Consider the following 20,090-nt stretch of genomic DNA (forward strand, 5'->3'; position numbering starts at 1 on the left):
TTAAAAGACAACGACTTTATTCCCCCGGTTTATATTACAGGTTTCCAGATTTTTAACAGACCTGTAACATCGGGAAATAAGAACTCCATCCTCCCAAAAGATATCAGCGAAACAAGCGCTATCAATCTTTCTTACAAACAATCCGTATTTACATTTGAATTTGCTGCCCTCAATTATACCATTCCCGAAAAAAACAAATATGCTTATAAGCTGGAAAACTTTGATAAAGACTGGAATTATATCAGCAATAAACGGACGGCCACTTACACCAACCTGGATGCAGGAAAATATACTTTTAGGGTTAAGGCATCAAATAACGATGGCAGATGGAATGACCAGGGCACATCTATAATCATTTATATAAAACCTCCTTTTTGGCTTACCTGGTGGTTTAAGTTGGTGGTAGTTTTAATTTTTGCTGGCAGCGGACCCGCATTCTACTTCATTCGCACGCGCTCAATCAGGAAACAGAAAAGCGAACTTGAGCGCCAGGTTAAAGAACGTACCGAACAATTAGCCCGGGCAATAGAAGTGGAAAAAAAATCAGTCCGTGAAGCCGAGGAGGCAAACCGGGCCAAAAGCATCTTTTTGGCTACCATGAGCCATGAAATCCGCACGCCAATGAACGGCGTAATCGGGATGGCGTCTTTACTCGGCGAAACCTCTTTAGATGAAGAACAGCGAACTTTTACCGAGTCTATCCAAACCTGTGGTGAAGATCTGCTGGCGGTGATCAATGATATTTTAGATTTTTCTAAAATAGAATCGGGCAATATGGAGCTGGAGGAAAAGGATTTCAGTTTACGAACGTGCATCGAAGAAGTTTTTGATGTTTTTGCTTTAAAAGCTGCCCACTTAAAACTCGACCTGGTTTACGAGATAGACTACGATGTGCCGGCACAAATCATTGGCGATAGCTTAAGGCTTCGCCAGATACTGATCAATTTAATAAGTAACGCCATTAAGTTTACCAAGAAGGGAGAAATCTATGTAGCGGTGCACTTAATCAGCATTTTAGAAGATAACCAAATTGAGTTAGGTTTTGAGATAAAGGATACCGGCATTGGCATATCTGCCGATAAGCTGCACAGGTTATTTAAAGCGTTTTCGCAGGTTGATTCTTCAACAACCCGTCAATACGGAGGTACAGGCCTGGGCCTGGTAATAAGTGAACAGCTGGTAAAGTTAATGGGCGGAAAAATTAGTGTGGAAAGCGAAATTGGCAAAGGAAGTACTTTCCAATTTTCCATTCACTCCCAAAAAAGTTTACAGCCAGATAAATCCCACGTAAACCATAATATGGAGGGTTTTGAAAATAGTGAAATTTTGATTGTTGATGATAATGATACCAACTGCCGAATTTTAAAAGGCCAGCTGGAGCAGTGGAAGCTAAGCCCGGTAATAGCTAACTCTGGCGAGCAGGCGCTTAACATATTACTGCAGAATAATGATTTCAAGCTGGTTATTACCGATATGCAAATGCCGTTTATGGATGGTATTGAACTGGCAATCTTAATACGCGGCAAATATCCCGAATTACCTATTATGCTTTTGAGTTCGATAAGCTACATTTTCCATAAAGATAATCCCGGTTTATTTTGTTCCATATTAACCAAACCTGCCAAACAAAATAATTTATACAAGCACATTGTAAAAGAATTGGGCAGGCATATAACATCAACTACTAACGACCAGTTGCACGTTGATGCTACAAAACATAAACTACCTGATAATTTTTCACAAAGGTATCCATTGAGTATTTTGGTTGCCGAAGATAACCCGATGAACCAAAAATTGATCCTGAAGGTTTTGAGTAAATTAGGATATGAGGCAGATTTGGCGGGAGACGGACTTGAAGCCCTGGATTTAGTTAATAAAAAAACATTCGATATTATTTTGATGGATGTACAAATGCCCAAAATGGATGGGCTGGAAGCCACCCAAATAATAAAGAAACGCTTCCCAACACGCCCCTTTATTATAGCCATGACCGCAAATGCACTCCAAACCGACTTAAAGATTTGTATGGATGCGGGTATGGATGATTATATAAGCAAGCCCTTTAAATTAGACGACGTGGTTAATAAGCTCGAAAAATGGGCATTGCAAACTGATGAATCTTTTAAAGCGTAAAGAGGGTTAAAAATAAAGAACCCGCTGCTCAATATCTTTGACATAGCACAGCGGGTTTCCAATCGCCCTATTTTTAAAAAGCGTGAGTAGTAACACTTTCCAAAGCTTTTGGCATTGCTGTAGCCGCAAGCGCCGGCACAAATATCCCCTCTACCCTAAAAACAGAAACATCTGTCATGCCTATAAAACCCAAAACTGCTCTCAAATATGATTCTGTAAAATCATAGCTTTTCATCGGCCCCTCTGAATATACACCACCTGATGAAATAGCCAGGTAAACCTTTTTATTGATGACCAATCCTTTGGGTGCACCCGTTTCATAGCTAAAGGTAACACCAGCCCTTGCAATATGATCAATCCAGGCCTTTAAGGTTGATGGAATACCAAAATTGTATAAAGGCACACCAATTACAATAACATCAGCCTCCATCAGCTCTTTTATGGCCTCATCCGATTGTTTGATGGCTTCATTATGCTCATCCGTGCGCTTTTCTCCAGGTGTTTGAAAGGCGGCAAATTGTGTCTCTTCCAGATGCGGCAAAGGAGCGTTGGCCAAATCACGGGTATGTACTTCACTGTTTGGATAAACCGATGATAGTTTTTCTAATATGGCAGCTGATAATTTGATACTAAAAGATTCGCTTCCCTTAACGCTGGTAACGATGTTCAGAATTTTTTTCATGTTATTTTATTTTTCATTTACAACTCAAAGGTATTTACATTTGCTATACAATAGTAAGTACTATACCAAAGGATAGCGCTATCCTTTGGTATAGTTAACCCTCGAACAGGAAGAAATGGAAATAGGAGAAGTTAAAACTCACGGCAAGTGCACCAGTATGTTATTGCCGGTAACAGATGCGATAGAAGTATTAAACGGCAAATGGAAACTGCCAATTTTGATCTCATTAACGTTCGGTAACAAAAGATTTGGGGAGATGGCAAAAGAGATCCCGAAAATAACAGACAGGATGCTATCCAAAGAATTGCGCGAGCTTGAAATGAACCAGCTCATAAAGCGCACTGTTTATGATTCGGTACCGGTGGTGGTTGAATATTCAATTACCGAATATGGACATTCGTTGGATAACGTAATTCTTGAATTGTACAAATGGGGCAAAGAACACCGTAAACGGATCATAGCCGGGATGTAAGATTGGAATGCTAAAAGCAGAATGCGGAATGCGGAAAGCCAGGATAGGAAACTGTTAAACAGCCCGGCATTGCGAGGTACGAAGCAATCTCTAAGCTTTACAGGGCAGGCTATGTAAGTTCGATCTGCCTATTTGGAGATTGCTTCGTACCTCGCAATTGTAAAGGTCAACTAATTCGGTAACAGAATTAGCTTTAAAGAATAAAGCTAAACGTTATGCGTAACATTAACAATGACCTCACTTTAAAACGTAATTATTTAAATAAGTATCGTTTCCTGATCGGGGAATATGAGCAGGTAAAACGCGGGGAACATCCGTCTTTCAGGTTTGCCAAAGATTTTTATTGTGCCCATAATACCGATCCCCGGAGTTTTTTAAAGTATTACAATCTGTATAAGCAGTCGGGTAATGAACTTGACTTGCTGCCAGGCAAACGCGGCCCTAAATATGGTAGCCGCAGACCATCACCAGAGGATGAGCAGCAGGTATTGCAGTTGCGGGATCGGGGTTGCAATAAATTTGAAATCACTAACCAGCTTAAACACAAATCAAATAACTTTACACCGTCTCCTTCAGGCGTATATAATATCCTTAAGCGACATAATCGTAACCGTTTAAAGCAGGCAGACCGGGAGGTAAAACGAAAGATCATTAAAGAACACATGGGCCAGTTAGGACATATCGACTGTCATCACCTGAGTAAAAGTGTGATCAGAGGGCAAAACAGGAGGTTATATCTGCTTTGCGTGCTGGATGATTATTCCCGCCTGGCCTGGGCACAGGTGATGGAAGACATCACCGCGCTAACCACCATGTTCACTGCCATGCATTGCATGCAGGCGCTCAAACGGGAGTTCGGCATCCAGTTCGAGGAGATCATTGCCGATAACGGCCCGGAGTTTGGTACTTCAACAAGTTTGCAAAAGCGGAACCATCCTTTTGAGCGAATGTTAATAGAAACAGGCATCAAACGGCGGTACATGCAGCCTTATCGGCCGCAAACCAACGGCAAGGTGGAACGCTTTTGGAGGACGCTTAAAGAAGACCTTATTGAAGATACCGATTTCGACAGCTTTGAAGAGCTGGAAGATGAACTCCTCAAATATCTTGTTTATTATAACTGGGAACGGCCACATCAGGGCATCGATGGTAAAAAACCTATTGATATGGTCACCCTAAACAACAAATAAAAATACCTGATTCTGTTACCGAATTACTAAACCCTTACAGCAATGACGGGCTTCTTTGATACCCACAGCATCATTGCACACCTAAATCCGCACATCTGCACATTTGACATCATCTACTCCTCCGTTTCCTTCAGCTCATCCTCTTTTTTCCCTTTACCCAGGTGTACAATTGGTTTGTCCTGTGTGCCAGTGATGGTCATCGGGATGCCGAAAATACCCAGCGGCGGCAAGCCAAGACGGAATTGCAGGTTCAGCTTGCCATCAAAACTTACCTGCCCCTCAAACCTCGGGCGGAAACCGGCCATACGCATTTTGGTGCGTTCAATAGTGATGATATTATTGGCGATGGTTGACTTAATATCTACTTTACTCACATCATTTTTGCCGCCCAAACTATCGCGCCCGGTTTGTTTACCTACTGCGCTAAACAGTTTAAAGCCTTTTACTTTTACCTTTTTAACAGATAGTACGCCCCCACCCTTTAGTGACGGATATACCGGCTTCATATCGCTGTTAAGTTTACCGCTCAGCTTATAATCCAAGGATACAATCCCTTCTGCATTCGCTGCGGATGTGGCCATGTCATGAAATAGTTTTACCTCGCGGTATGCGCGTTTTATATCAAACTCTTTAGCATCAATATGATAATCAAAATAAGCTTTTTGCGGGCTTATGCTGCCATAGGTAGCATCCATTACTACCGGGGCGCCTATCAAAGTAAAGCCTGTTTGTTTTAAAACAATCTGCCCATTGCTGATACTCATCTGCCCTTTGGCATCATTAATATCGAGGCCATTGTATTTCACTGTTTTTACATCGGCAGTAAAATTCAAATCGAGGTTGGCGGGTACCAGGATCACGCCCGGTTTTGCAGCTTTGGGCGTTGACGGCCCACTCGCAAAGGCCATAAAATCATCAGCGATAATAAGTCCGCTTGTTAGTTTAAATTCCCCCTTTAACGGCGAGTTTGGTTTAAGGGCGTAATCTATCACGTTTGATAGCGCGCCATCAAGCACAATAACCGATTTACCATAGTTGGCCGTAAACTGATCAAACTTCATTTTATCCTGGTTAAAGCTGAAAAGGCCAGTTTTAATCAGGAACGGTTTAGGGAACAGATCTGAAGTAAGCGCGATATCCTTAACCTTCATTGTGCCAGAGTTAGCCAGCTGATCATACCTGCCCGCCGTGGCATCGCTTTGCTTACCTTTTAAAGATAAATTGGTAGTGATCAACCCCTTAACGTTGTAACCGTTTATGGCAAACACTTTGTAAACCTTACCAATATCCAGCGATCCCTGCGATTTGATGCTGTAATCCAGGTCATCAAAATTCTTCAGGTTGGCTTTAAGCATAAATGGCTGCCCCTCAAACGTGAATGAAACCGGTTTAATGTTCACCTTCAATCCTTTTAACGAGCCCGTATTATTGCTGATAGCCGTGCTTATCTCTATATTTTGCAGTGGATGCGGGTAGTATTTGGTTTGGATATAGCCGCCGTGCAAATCTATCTGCGCATTGGTAACCGGGAAAATCCTTCGCGCCGGGATATACCTGCCCCGGGTTTGTACATCTGCATCCAGGTTGCCGCGCAGGTCAATACTATCCACCGGGTAAAACTGTTTGATATCGCTTAAATTAAACTTGGCTTTTAAGTCGGCATCAATCATGGCGCCCGCTGTATTGCTCATTTTTAAATAACCTTTAATGTAGTTATTTAGAGCATTGATATTAAGGTTGGTCATGGCCATGGTGGCATGCGCCGGGTTACTGTCGGGACAACTGGCATCCAGGTTAAAGCTGATGTTTTTCATGGCTTCGGGCAGTTTGGCGTATTTAAAATATCCATTCCTGAAACCTGAGTGCAGCGTAAATTTGGGGATACTGGTTATCACCGTATCTATATGATGCCTTATGCCGGTTTTTCTTATCCCGGTGGCATATTTACCCTCGGCTATCATGTGCAGCGAATACCTGCCCTTTACATCAAATGCTTTAACACCAAAGGCCTTGTTCCATTTCTCCAGGTCGATCTCGGTATTGATCTTGGCAAAAACAGTTGGCGATTTGATACCTTTTACCTTGATCACCGAGCCAAAATAATCCTTCCCGATGTTGAAATATACCGAATCGATATTGAGGTTAAGGCTATCCGGGTTACAACCCGGCAACTTAGCGTTCATGTTAAGAAAAAGATTCTTTACAGGCTCGGGCGTATTTTTATTAGCGATATAACCATCCCTGATCTTCATACTGAAATCCAGATCGGGCATTTGTTTTTTTGAGGCGATGTATTTACCTGTGAGCGACATGGTTATTTTACCGGTACCGTTTAGTTCGGTATCATCCGTCCATTTGGCGTATTGGGCAGGCAGGGCGGTAAAAATATCACTAAGGTCGCTTTGATCACTCCTTATCCTGAAATCCATATCATAACCATCTTTCAAAAACTCAAACCGACCTTTAAAATCAACCGGTAACTGGTTAATTAACAGGTTATTTTTTTGAAATACAAACGCCAGTGATTTGGTATTAATGCTGGTAACCAGGTCGGCATTTACTTTTTTATGGTAGATATAAGGTTGCCCGGCGTAAGTAAAATCAACAGAACCGATCTCGGTATGGGTATAAAGGTCAAAAACATCTTTGGTAAGGTCGCCGCTGCCTTTGTAGTTAAAGTCGCGGGCATCAAGCAGCATGGGCATTGATCTGTCATTGTAAACCAAATGACTTTTCTCAATTAATATTTGCTCAATACCTAACGAAGCGCTTGCAGTATCTGCTGCCTGTGCAGGCTGCGCGTTTTTTGCTTTATATACGTTGTAATTGGCACGACCGGCACTATCTACCTGGATATTGATGGTTGCCTTACTTAAATAAATGCGGTTGATATTGATCTTGCTTTTAAATACCGACGACAGATCAATAGCCAGTGAAACCTCCTGGGCGCCTACCAGTGTATCGTTTTGAAAAGGCGCGCTGCCGTTGAGCGAAAAATCATTCAGCGTAAGGGTAAGCGCCGGGAATTTTTTAAAGAATGAAAGACTGGTTCCCGAAAAATTGAGCTTACCATTGATACTACCACCCGCCCATTGCTTTATTTTATTGGTGATGGTTTGCGGGAAAAGATAGGGTAGCAAAAACATTAAGGCTAACAAACTCACCAGGGTAACGCCAAATATTTTGAGCGTTTTTAACACAACTTTTTTTATCGGGAACGGCATAAATATAGCTTATCAAGTGCCATAAAGGTAATAGTAAAAGTGGATACGGGGAGAAATTTAACAATATTACAGGCTAATAAAAGTTATTAACCTATGCTAATAAACCCCTAACATTTGATAAACCAATCTAAAAATGAAAACCAATAATAACCAGGACCCAGTAATAGTATTTGCAGGTTCGCCAGTTGATGCCGGTATGATACAGGGCATGCTTGAACAGGAAGGCATCCAGGCTTTTGTACAAGATGAGTTCATGAGCAGTATTGCCCCATGGCTGGTAGAAGCAGGAGGATCTGTAGCTGCCAAAGTTGTAGTAGCTTTAGAGGATCATGAAAAAGCGCTGAAGCTAATTGAGGAATATGGGATTAGCGGACAATAATTCGCATCCAATACTTTAGTTTTATTGGCCAATAAAGCAATCTTCATATAAAGTAAGCACGATGTTGGGAGGATGCTTTGTATCCCGATGCTTACTTTTCTTTCAGGTAATCGGCAATTAATTTAAAATCCTGTTTTGCCTCATCATCCAGGTTTTCGCCCGTTTGCATGTGTTCTGCCCAGTCAAGTGGTGTACCGTCATAAATCAAATCCTTTACGTCAAGGCGTGCGCCTGCTTCAACAAGTAGTTTTACAGCATCCAGCGAGCCCGAAGATACAGCCTGGTGCAAGGGGGTGGCATGTGTATGAAAGCCTGCATTATTTTTAGGATAGCCGTTGGGTTCGGCCCCCAGGCCCAATAAATAGGCTATCATTTTGGGCTTGCCATAAAAACCGGCCACGGCCAATGCCAGCAACAATTCTTCTTTACCTGCAGTTGCCGTCATCTTCATCACATCATTCATCCTATCAAGACCAATTGCCACAGCCAGTGTAAGTTTACCTCCGCGTGCAACAAGGTGCGCGGCTGCTTCAAAATTTCCGTGTGCCAGCGCGCCTAAACCACCGCCGGGTTTTGCGCCCGCGTCAATCAGCAAATCTATCAGTTCAATTTGCACTCCGCACTCTTTGGGTATTCGCCCGGTTGCAACCAGCCCCAGCGTATAATCCAGTTGCATTTGCACGGTATCGCTGGCTTCCTTTTTTAAAAATTTAATGAGCAGTTGGGTAATCTCCACAATATTAGTGGGTAATTTACCACTACGGATAGGATTGTCTGCAATAAACCAAAGCAAGTATGGATCCTTAAAATACCCGGGTTCGGGGTAGTTCAATCTGTCACTTACCAATTGTGGATTTTTGGTTATAAGATCTTTCAACAACATTACATCGCCCCGGTCAATAGCTTCTACGGCCTCGCGAAATAGCGGATCTGTGATATCGGAATTTTTCATTTTGGTAATTAATTGACCCTTATCACTATAAAGATACAGTTATTGTAAATTATAGCCCAGTTAAATTAAATCCCGAAATTTTTAAGAATTGCTCTCTCCCATTTTTAAGGCCACTTAAAAAGGGAATATTACTTTAAAGCTCATATTGCGCCCGATGTTGTAAATGCCCAGGCGCCCATTTGGCGAACTTGTATAGTACTCAAAATACTTTAGCCTGTTCAGGTTGGATTGATAGGCCGTATCAAACAAATTATCAACCTGGAAATAAAGCTCGCAGAAAGTTTTTTCTGATTTCCCCTTGATGGTTGTGCCGGCCCCAATATTTATAAGGGTATAACCAGGTGTGGCTGTTTCAGTATTATCCAAAGCATAAAAACGTTTTTGGGCCATATAGGCGTCAGCTTCTGTTTTAAACCAGATTTTTGAAAAAACACCGTACGCTTTCTGTAAAGTAACCTTTAACTCAGATCTTATGTGCAGTGGCGGGATAAAAGGCAGGTATTTTGCCGCACCATTTGATTTACTGATCAACTGCTCATTTTGGTTAATCCCGGTAACATAAGCCAGGCTATTATTAAACGCCAGCCATTTTATACTATGCGGGTGCAGGTTAGCTGTAAATTCCGCGCCGTAAAGTCGCGCTTTTGATTGCTGGTACACATAAGTACTGTTGCCCGCAACAATAACCACCGGCTTACCATCGGCATCGGTGAGTTTTGCCTGGTAGATATAATGATCAATGTGATTGTTAAAAAACTCCGCTATGAGGTCAACATCTTTTAAATAGGAAATAATGCCGATATCTTCCTGCAGGCTAAACTCGGGGTTAAAGCCACGATTGCCCAGGTAAACAATATGCGCACCCGGATCAAGCCCGTTTGAGCCTATCTCGGTAATGTTTGGTGCGCGATACCCCCTGGCTATATTTGCTTTTACCAGCAACCGCTCGCTGATGTTGTAGGTTAATCCCAGGCTGCCCGAGAAACCTTTGTAAACATGTTTAAATGCCGGAAATTGTAAATGCGCGCCTGCGGTATCGGGTAATTTAACCTGCTGTTCAAACCCGTTTTGCGGGTTAGGGCCTACATAAAAATCTTTCCACCGGATGTGGCGGTTATCATACCGGATACCACCGGATACATCAAGCTTGCCAATGCTTTTCCTGGCGAACAGGAATGTACCGGCATCAAATAAATTATAATCGGGAATGGGAAAATCTGTAGCTGCTTTACTGCGGTTGGCCTGATACATACCATTAACGCCAATGGTACTTTCAATGCCGCCAATGGCAGGTAAATTGTATTTCAAATCATAATTAAGGGTGTTAAGCACTACATATAAACCTGCCTGCTGCGCTAACGTAGGGTGGTTATATTCCCTGCGGATGCTTTGCTGCAAACCCAACGAGGCATCCAGGCTGCCATTGCCTAATTTTACCTGGTTATGCGTATAAACGCGATAATGCTGAATACGCTGATGAAGCGGCGCAATGGAATAGGAGCTTAATTCATCAGGGCTTGCGATAGGTCTGTTTTTAATATCGTCATGAGCAATTTCATTTACCTGTTTGGTAAACTCCCTGCTGAGCGAATCGCGGCTGCCATCTGGGATCTCCTGCCGGTTATCATACAGCGTAGCGGCTATTTGCCAATAACCCCATTTTTTATCAACCCTTGCCATCGCCGATAAATTATATTCCCTGAAACCGGTATTGTATACCAGTCCATCAATTTTATCGCGGTAATCATGAGCCATTTTAGCCGTGGCCCTGAATGCATACTTCCAGTCCACCTTTTTATAGGCTAAACCCAGCGATACGCCAATCATGCCATTATTGGTATGATAATCTGTAACGTAATCTCCTTTTAATACGCTATCGGCCCCGGCGGGTATTGCAGGGATCAGGTTGATCACTCCGGCTATAGCATCAGAGCCATAGGTTAAACTTGCTGGCCCCTTGATTACTTCAGCGCGGCCAATTCCGTACTGATCTATTTCGATGCCGTGTTCATCTCCCCATTGCTGTCCCTCCTGCCTGATGCCATCATACAAGGTTAATACCCTGTTATAGCCCAGTCCTCTAATAAATGGCTTAGAAATATTTGGCCCGGTAGTAACCGCGTTTACACCGGGCACCCCTTTTACTATAGCGTCAATAATGTTATTATTTACGTTCTCGTTCATTTCCTTTTTGGTCATTACCGCAATTGGCACCGGGTTGCGGCGCAGTTCTGTAGCCCGTGATACCCCTGTTATAACTACCTCATTCAGTTTAGAGCTATTTTCTTTCAGATTGACGTGCAAAACTGTGGCTTGGCCCGTATGGATAGCTATTTTAAGCCTTTCGGGAAGGTATCCTATTGCCGAAAAAGAAACTTCATAGTTGCCCGGAGAAATATTTTTAAGGTTGTAATAGCCTTTTTCATCAGATGTTGTACCTATTGTTGTGCCGGTTAATACAATGCTTGCATAAGCAAGGGGTTCGCTTCCGGTTACTAACCTGCCTTTTAACACCCCATTTTGGGCTTTAAGTGCGGCTGGTATACATAACATCAATAGCAGGTATAGTACTTTCATTTTATTTATAAGGCTTGTTTATTTGCAAATATATAACAAATAAAAATAATTAGTCTTACCTAATTTTATTTATAAACAAAACCTAATTACTAAAATTACACACAATGAATACTTGTTTGAAAATATCAACGCAGGAACGATTATGCATAGATGCAAAACACTTATAACTTGCCCCTTTGCATCAATAGCTTTCAGGCAACTCCAGGAATGCAATTAAAATATCTTTATTTACAACAGGGAAATAGGTAGAATAACCCACCGGCCGAAGCTCAGTTTAAAAAAAGGAAGCGGGCAGGAATCAGAATATCATCAATCGCGGTCATCGGCACCGGGAAGAAACCGAACTGCGATTAAACATACCACACAACTGCAAAAAATTATTATCGCCAATATAATTAGGGCCATCAGTATATCTATATTATATAAAACTAACATACAAGTCCTGATAAAATAAAACATGATAGTATCGATGAATACGTGATATTAATCGATAGGAGCAGGCTGCGGGTATTCAACTAATCTTTTAAACGATAATATCAACAATTTGGTTTCAAAATCAGGCACAGTTTACAGAAGAGCTTTTATTTATCATATTTAGCCAGCATAGCATCTATTGCGTCGCTGCTGCCTAATGCCCCGGCTGCTTTTCAATCTTCACATGCACCTGGTGGATTGCCCCTATTTAGTTTGCACATACCTCGCCTTTTTTTGCTTACTAAGCTCTTCGCCGCACCAAAAATGTGTCAAACTATGTGGATAAAAAAATTTGAAAATGGATCAGAGAGGTCAAATTGTCCAATTTTGCGCCATGAAGTGTGTAGGTTTTACACCTGTTTTACAACCAAAGTTCACAATAAAAAGAGCTTTAGCAGTTTCATACACGTTGTTTTTGAACTATTTGTACTTTTGAAACCATTCACAACTGTGTTTTCACATTCACAACTGTGTTTTACATTTACAACTGTGTTTTTTACACAGTAATTTTTTTAAGTGGGAGTTCCTTTGATAACAACATTCTTTAAAAAAAATATGGAAATGAAAAAAACAATAAAAAAAGTGATTTTATTGTGCTTAGTAGTAGGTGTAGCTGTCATTATGGGTACTTGTAGTAAAAAGCAAGAACCCAACATCTCAGCCCCTGCATTAAACGCAACGGGAAACGCTACCAGCTCTTTAGCTGCATTAGCAATTTACCCCATCGATGAATCTACTATAAGGTTGGACACCTTAAATAGCTATAAAGCAGGACCAATCCCATTCTCAGGAGATTCCAATCAGCTACCAACCGGATCTACGCTCAGGGTTTTCGAAAACGATGTTGAATTAGGCCCGGCCCATACTTTTCACGAGGACATCCGTCAAATTGGAAGAGGGAGTTTTAGTCATTGGGGAACAGATATATACTTTTCTACATCCGACAACACCAACCCACTGACCAATGGCAGAAAATACGCTTATATTATAGCAGGCATAGCAAAAGGACCAGTAACGCAACCAGGTAATGCAGTTGGTACTCCTACAACTGAAATAACTTCCAAGGTACTGGGATATGCCAACGTTCACAGACCAACTACAGGTGGTATTATCGGCCCAGCTGTAACCGTAACAAACTTGGCAGACTTTAGAGCGGCTGTTGCAGGTCCAACTCCAAAAACCGTTTACGTTAGCGGCATCATTAAAGGTGCAGGATATGACCCTGTTTACGTCGGCTCCAATACATCTATTATTGGCGAATCAGGGGGCACATTAGAAGGTGTGAATTTATATCTGTTTACTGTAAACAACGTTATTTTACAGAACTTAATCCTGAAAAATTACGTAACTGAATCCTCCGTTTGTGTAAAGTTCAGGTCTCACCATATATGGATAGATCATTGTGATTTTTCAACTGATCGTAGTCATGGCTGGGATTATTGGGGTAAGGATATAGTTGTTACCGAAGGTGCTGATTTGATAACCATATCCTGGAGTAAATTTCACGATACCAACTTGTCTGTTCTTATAGGAGCTTTAACAGCTGACGCAGTCGCCGCTAATAAAGATCTGTTACATGTAACTATGCATCATAACTTTTGGTATAATGTAAGCGAAAGAGAGCCTTCATTGATTTTTGGCAACATACACATGTTTAACAATTACCATTTAAATAACGGAGGCTATTCAATAGGTGCGAGATATGGCGCCACTGTAAGAACAGATAATGAATATTTTTCAGGATGTAATAAACCGCTTACAACAAATCTTGATGGTGATCCTGTAGGTTATTTCAGCGGCGTTACCACCAATATTTATTTAAATTGCGGTCTCAACAACATCACATCCGCCATTTCAGATTGGGTTCCGGATTATTCTTATAGCGCTATTCTTGATCCTGCTGCCAATGTGCCGTCAATTGTGCAAGCGGGAGCCGGCGTGAAGTAATAGTACATATTTGGTTCTAATCCAAATGGCACCACAAAGAAAAGCTTCAAATTGAAAGATTTGAAGCTTTTTATTTAATGATACTTTGCCTGCGAGCTCAACTGAAAATGTAAGAAAAAGGCAAAAGCCACATCATTCACCATTAGTAATCGCCTGCCCGGAAGATGCATTTTGTTGATTTCGGAAATACCACATTATCGTGCCATAAATATCGCTTGCATCTGCAGCAATATACCTGGTGCGAAAACCGAAAGTGTTTTTGTCCTTCATTATAAAACTTATAACAGGCGCCCCCTTATCCGGAGAGGTAAAGTTAATTTCGGCTATATCTTTCCAATAGGCAACATCCCTGGGAACTTGAAGCAGCAATTTCCCTTTTAGAAAAAGCTGCAGCTTATCATTATCCAATTCCAGAACTGTTTCATCTTTTAAATAAGGGATCAAATACGCAGTCATAATATAAATGAACCTTACAATTATTATTAACGAAAGAAAACTAAAAACAAGCCAGGGTTTGTGATCGGGAAAGCGCGCTATAAAAAGCATATAAAATGCAACTATGATAAGCGGTAGTATGATTAAATCGAAAAATATTTGCCCGGCGCTGTATTTATAATGTGCTACTCGCATTGAATAATTTGGGAACCGAATATAGTCATTCAGCTTAATAATAAAATGTTATATCAAGAATTCCTGTAATTACACGCAATCCCTTCATTCCAACTGGCCCTCAGATTTTGAATGCATACATTTTGAATGGTTGAAAGCTGACGCATATATGCAAGATTTCGGATCACATGTAACCTGCCCGGTCTTTGAATACTTTCAGCATGACCTTACCCTTTCCTGACCTTGCTCAGGTAATTTTAGCTTGTGGTAAAACAATAAACAGCACGGCGATAAATACGTTAATGGTAATTGCAATTGTCTTTTTCACGGTAGTCGCCACTATTAAGCGTTGGCTTCATCGTACTAATCAACGTGTGCAGATTGGGTTCTCTGTTCATGGGTAAAAAGTGATTAAATGCAAAAGCAGTATTAAAGGCAGTTATTTAAACCTGCCTTTAATCAAATGACTCTTTACTGATTTTCCTATCCCCCATACGACGACAAATAGACACTTCTGACCTCGAATCCCCTGATCTGAAAAGCCCTATAGCTTCGATTTGAAATCATAGCTTCCAGGCCCCAATTTATATATCGCTTTATTTCCTTCAAACCTGACAAAGCTGATACCCTTTATACCCGAAACTGGTTTACCACTTTCAGATACGGACTTTACATTAACAGCTGGAAGATATAAAGTAGCCGATGTATTCGCCGGTACCGTTGCCTTATAAACTAACACTTTGCCATCTACTTTCCAGCTGCTGTTAATGCGACCGTAAGGAGAATCATAATAGCCCTTGGCCCAGGTCATTTGGCCACTTAGGTCTGGTTCGGGTTGCAGTATAAACTTTTTAAATCCAGGCTCATCACGTTGTATCCCAATGGAATAAGCCATCATCCACTGCCCTATCGCTCCAAACGAATAATGATTAAACGAATTCATACTGTTATTGCCCCCAAAACCATGCTCAACGGTATATCCATTCAACCTTTCCCAAATGGTTGTGGCACCCTGGTCAATAGCGTAAAGCCATGACGGATAATTGTCATTCTGCAACATCTTGTATGCCAACCCGCTATATCCATGATCAGACAAGGCCTTGCTGATACCCGCTGTACCCACAAATCCCGTCATCAGTGAATATGGCGACCGTACAATGCCCTGGTCGTCTTTGTTTTCGCGTTCAACAGCAGCAGCCAGGTTTTTCACCATATAAGATATGTTTTCATCAGCGAATGTTCCAAGCGCCAGACCTACGGCGTAAGCCGTTTGTGTATCTGAAAGCTTAAATTCCCGTTTCGCCGGGCCACCAAATAATCCTCCCCCTACCAATCCAACGGCTTTTTTATCTGTGTTTACAAAGGTCCGGTTAAAGAAATCCTTGCGTTCATTATATCTTTCCCTGAATTTTTGCGCATCTTCCTTTTTGCCTAAGATACCCGCAACCTTTGCCATGATACCCAAATCATATACATGATAAGCAGTAACCGGGAATGCTGTGCCAAGCTGAAGATATTGCGGGCCAAGCCAGTCGCCCAATACCCCATCCGAGCTCAAGCCAGTTTTCTGATCAATGGTCGACTCGATATAAGCCATATACCTGCACATGGCATCATAATGTTCGGCCAGCAACGATATATCATTATATTGCTGATAAGCTTCCCAGGCCACCGTGATGCCCGCGCTGCCCCAGATAATCCCGCCAAAACCCCCACCTACCGGAGCGATATCCGTGAACCGTCCCTTATCCGTCTGCAGGTCACGCATAGCTATCATATGCCGCCGTAAAAACTGATCTGCGTTGGAAACATAGGTGGCCGTTGGCGAAAAAACACTAATGTCACCCGACCAGCCCATACGCTCATTTCTTTGGGGGCAATCGGTGGGGATAGTCAGAAAGTTATCTATGTTTGACCAGGTCAGGTTTGACCATAACTGGTTCACCTTCGGATTGGAAGTAGCATAATCAGCAGTCAGTTTTTTTATCGAACTGATGGCTAAGCCCTGCACGGCATTCAGTGCCAGGGGTTCCTTGATACCCGTAATTTCAATATATTGGTACCCGTGCGAGGTAAAATGTGGTTGTATAACCTGATCGCCATCTTTCATGATGTAAATATCCTGGCTTAAAGCGGCACGGTAGTTCTCCGTCATAATCATACCTACGTTTTTACCTGACTCCTTTAAGTCAGGGTATGATATTTCAGCATATCTCAAAGTGACTTTCTCCCCGGCTCTTCCATTTTTGATCCTTATCTTAGGCACACCTACAAAATTCTGCCCCATATCATACACGTATACTCCTGTACGAATTTCCTTCATGCTTTTTGCCGTTAGTATTTTATAAATACCGGCAGAATTACCGATCTGTCCTATCAGTGAAACATGATCAAAATCAAGCGTTTGCCGGTTACCCGCAAAATCCTGGGAATCTCCCGAATAGGTGGTTCCCTTCAAAGCAATTTCTACTGCTTTCTGCCAGTTTCGATCATCATAATTCGCCGTACTCCAATCTTTCACTGCTTGTTCCCGTGTAGCGTCATCTACTTCTCCCATATCGAGGCTACTATATATGATTGGCCCTTTATTGTAATATTTCCAGTTTTTGTCCTGCGTAGTGATTACGTCCTTTGAACCATCAGCATAAGTAATGACCAGTTTTGCCAATAACGATTGCCGGTCACCAAAATGGTTCCAGATAGCGCCATAACTGAGCATACCGCTCCACCAGCCCTCACCCAGCATAGCGCCTATGGCATTAGGTCCCTTGCTAACCATACCGGTTACATCATAGGTTTGATAAAGATGGGTTTTATTGTATTGCGTAAGGCCGGGGTTATAATAATCATTGCCCACCCGTTTACCGTTCAGGTAAATCTCATAAATACCTCTTGCAGTAACATAAAGCCGTGCACTGGCTATGCTTTTGTTCGCTGCATCAAATTTGGCCCTCAACATAGGCATGGCGTTATGGCTTGGATCTGCAACTATAAAAGCACCATTGCTTCCACCGTTAATTTGGTATGCCCCGTCTTTGATGGTTAAACCCGATCCTGGATCGCTGGCATCAGTTTTAAATATCCCTTTATATCCGGAGTTGCCGAGATCTTCTTTGAATAAAATATTCCCCGGCATGCGAATGTTAGATACCGCAAGATCAGAGAAAGAGGCTTTTTGCCCGGCATCGGCAGAAAAACCAATATCACCAAGCATGCCATAGGAGATTACATCATGGCCGGGGCCCAGGGGGTTTAAGGTTACAAAGGCACCACGATTTCCGGTGGGAAACCCTCCGGGGGCAGGTTCATTTTTTACCTCTTCTGGTATAAAGAATGATTTATCGTTGTCTACAGACAACGTTAGGGTACCATATTCATTATGAACCAGAAATTGATGCGCCTTGTTTTGATTGCCCTTGCCGATCACATCAGGCTTGACAGGAAAACTTTTAATTACCTTACCAGCGATATCCCCATTAGAATAGCCAGCCCGGTAAATATTGATTTGTGCATTGCCACCATTTTCAAGTGCAGAAATATCCAATTCTACTTTAAAGTAAGCTTCATTTTTCTTGTTCGCTATCTGAAAGATATTTTTATTGCTATCCATCAGGCGGGGATCGTTAGCAGCGAAAATCACACTCGCTCTCTTGCTGCCAGGAGCTATGGTCAGCTTATATTTGAGGTCAAATAAAGGCAGGTAATGCGCGTAAAGCACCAAATCACCATCCCCTCCTCCTATCCATTGAGCACCATTCCAGCCAGACATGCCAGTATCCATGAGCCCGGTTTCGAACCATGAAGTACCTGAAGATACCCTGCCTGTCTGGTCCCAGGCTCTTACTGTCCATGTATACCTCGTGGTACCTTTAAGCGGGCTTCCTGTGTAAACAATTCCTAAAGCTATGCCGCTTTTTACTTTATTGCTGTTCCAAACTAACTTGCCCGTGGCATCTTTGACCGTTACCTGGTAGGCCGTTTGACTATACTCCCGGGATCCCTCAGGCGCCAACATTTGCCAGCTAAACCGGGGCGTTTTAACGTCAATACCAATCGGTGTGCTGGTATACTCAACTTCCAAGCCGACTATTGAAGCGCCCTTATCGGCAGCTAACAAAACGTCATGAGCAAATAAAAACAGAAGCAACAAAAACAGAACAGCCGTTTTAGGCATACAAGCGATTTTTTTTATCATCATTAGGTGTATAATAAGTATGTATTCAGATCAAATATCAGCTGGCATTGCGGATCTGATATTTTGCAGACCTTACCTTTTCTAAAGCAGCCCTGATCTTTGCACAGATGGTAATAATTGCATGAAGATAGGATCGCTTTTTAAAATAGTAAAATATTTTTTTTTATAACCAGGGTTTCGCTTAAACCGCAGGATCGACCAAAATTTCTGACTGCGGAACAAGAAACAAAAACCTGGTATCCAAAACGTTATAAAAAGACACAAGAAAGCCGGCCATAACAGAAGTTGGTGACGGCTAATAATAAGCTTGTTGATCTGCTTTGATTTTTACACCCTGGACATTCAGCACTTGCTTTGCCTACCCGGTACTAACCAGATCGGTCCACCTCTTATTTTCAAAAGCGAGCAATACCTGCCTTTCGTGCATAACAGCGTTTCTCAACCCGGTCTGATTCGCGGCAATAGAAGGAGCTGAACTCCCGCAAAATGCACGGGTACAGACCTGTGTAATATAGAGTAATGCTTCGCCTGTATTACCCTCCTCGTTTAAAGCCTCTTAACAAAAGTAAAACTTCCGAATATCGATAAATATACCAGTCATTGTTGGTATTGTTAAATAAACTACGTGGATTTAAGTGTTTTTTATAAACGGATAAGTTATACCTCCGCTGGTTACATAGGCAATAGAAGCCGCCTGAGGTTATAGCTTATAAGTAACGCCTTGACAAAAATCATTAGTATTCATAAAGCTTGTGAAACAAAGGCCCCGAAACCGGCCAAAAGACAGCATGTGAAACACTTTGTGAAACATAAAAACAGCCTCCACGATGTCGTAAAGGCTGTTTTGGGTAATGCTTGTGATCCCATTAGGACGATAACCCAGAAATAACCCAGATAATCCCAAATTAAAAAACCCCTCCTATCTGCTATAAATGCACTTTTGAAACCAATACAAAGTAACCAAAATAAAAATAGATAAACACAATCCGCACAATATCCGCACAAAGCGTTATATTTGATAAGCAAAAACAATTAGTCATGTCAGCTTTCAAATACTCCGTTAAATTTTTGTTACAACAAAATGTCGAGGCCAGCAAGATCACCCCGCTGCGTTGCTTTGTACGATATAACAATACAAGATCTGTTTTTCCCAGTGGTGTAACTATCGAGCCACGGTACTGGAACCCAAAGGCACAAGAGCCAAGGCAGGCTGCAGCTGTTAAGAACGTCGCCGGCATCAAGGCTGATTTAAAAAA

12 protein-coding genes and 1 pseudogene are annotated in these 20,090 nt (G+C 41.9%); 6 read left to right on the forward strand and 7 right to left on the reverse strand.

Translation table 11 applies throughout. The features are described from left to right. The coding region (locus Q0R88_RS05210; RefSeq protein WP_295713228.1) for a response regulator at positions 1–2,133 on the forward strand (2,133 nt) is incomplete at its 5' end. A gap of 73 nt (positions 2,134–2,206) precedes the next feature. Here the strand turns inward: Q0R88_RS05210 and Q0R88_RS05215 are convergent. Continuing rightward, entirely contained in the window at positions 2,207–2,815 is a 609-nt protein-coding gene (locus Q0R88_RS05215; RefSeq protein ID WP_295713231.1) for an NAD(P)H-dependent oxidoreductase, read from the reverse strand. Positions 2,816–2,930: 115 nt separating this feature from the next. Between Q0R88_RS05215 and Q0R88_RS05220 the strand changes: the two genes are divergently transcribed. Together Q0R88_RS05220 and Q0R88_RS05225 are read left to right on the forward strand one after the other, a co-directional pair. Then, positions 2,931–3,287, forward strand: coding sequence for a helix-turn-helix domain-containing protein (locus Q0R88_RS05220; protein ID WP_295713232.1), 357 nt, complete (start codon positions 2,931–2,933; stop codon positions 3,285–3,287). A gap of 215 nt (positions 3,288–3,502) precedes the next feature. After that, a complete protein-coding gene (locus Q0R88_RS05225) occupies positions 3,503–4,477 on the forward strand; it encodes an integrase core domain-containing protein (RefSeq protein WP_295713234.1) in 975 nt (324 codons plus the stop codon). Positions 4,478–4,590: 113 nt separating this feature from the next. On the opposite strand, the gene Q0R88_RS05230 is transcribed toward Q0R88_RS05225, so the two are convergent. Continuing rightward, positions 4,591–7,701: an AsmA-like C-terminal region-containing protein gene (locus tag Q0R88_RS05230; RefSeq protein WP_295713236.1), complete on the reverse strand. Its 3,111-nt coding sequence runs from the start codon at positions 7,699–7,701 to the stop codon at positions 4,591–4,593. Between the two features lie 133 nt (positions 7,702–7,834). Here Q0R88_RS05230 and Q0R88_RS05235 point away from each other — a divergent pair, with 133 nt between their 5' ends. After that, positions 7,835–8,080 (forward strand): DUF2007 domain-containing protein, encoded by a 246-nt coding sequence (locus Q0R88_RS05235; protein WP_295713238.1) that lies wholly within the window; start codon positions 7,835–7,837, stop codon positions 8,078–8,080. Between the two features lie 91 nt (positions 8,081–8,171). On the opposite strand, the gene Q0R88_RS05240 is transcribed toward Q0R88_RS05235, so the two are convergent. Both Q0R88_RS05240 and Q0R88_RS05245 read right to left on the reverse strand, forming a co-directional pair. Further along, the gene (locus tag Q0R88_RS05240) at positions 8,172–9,032 is read right to left on the reverse strand and encodes an ankyrin repeat domain-containing protein (protein ID WP_295713240.1); all 861 of its coding nucleotides are present in this window, start codon (positions 9,030–9,032) and stop codon (positions 8,172–8,174) included. 114 nt (positions 9,033–9,146) lie between these two features. Further along, a complete protein-coding gene (locus Q0R88_RS05245) occupies positions 9,147–11,609 on the reverse strand; it encodes a TonB-dependent receptor (RefSeq protein ID WP_295713242.1) in 2,463 nt (820 codons plus the stop codon). A gap of 1,035 nt (positions 11,610–12,644) precedes the next feature. On the opposite strand from Q0R88_RS05245, the gene Q0R88_RS05250 reads away from it, so the two are divergent. Next, a complete protein-coding gene (locus Q0R88_RS05250; protein ID WP_295713244.1) occupies positions 12,645–14,030 on the forward strand; it encodes a pectate lyase in 1,386 nt (461 codons plus the stop codon). Positions 14,031–14,162: 132 nt separating this feature from the next. Here the strand turns inward: Q0R88_RS05250 and Q0R88_RS05255 are convergent, their stop codons facing one another. The 3 genes and pseudogenes from Q0R88_RS05255 to Q0R88_RS27175 all read right to left on the reverse strand — a co-directional run. Then, complete coding sequence (locus Q0R88_RS05255; protein WP_295713247.1) at positions 14,163–14,486, reverse strand: hypothetical protein; 324 nt, start codon at positions 14,484–14,486, stop codon at positions 14,163–14,165. 697 nt (positions 14,487–15,183) lie between these two features. Continuing rightward, entirely contained in the window at positions 15,184–18,837 is a 3,654-nt protein-coding gene (locus Q0R88_RS05260; protein WP_295713249.1) for a family 78 glycoside hydrolase catalytic domain, read from the reverse strand. Positions 18,838–19,192: 355 nt separating this feature from the next. Next, positions 19,193–19,378, reverse strand: a pseudogene (locus Q0R88_RS27175) (RagB/SusD family nutrient uptake outer membrane protein); the annotation flags it as partial. Between the two features lie 494 nt (positions 19,379–19,872). On the opposite strand from Q0R88_RS27175, the gene Q0R88_RS05265 reads away from it, so the two are divergent. Beyond that, positions 19,873–20,090: hypothetical protein (locus tag Q0R88_RS05265; RefSeq protein ID WP_295713251.1), on the forward strand; the 218-nt coding region annotated here is incomplete at its 3' end.

The organism is Mucilaginibacter sp. (genome assembly GCF_025362475.1).
Taxonomy (GTDB): domain Bacteria; phylum Bacteroidota; class Bacteroidia; order Sphingobacteriales; family Sphingobacteriaceae; genus Mucilaginibacter.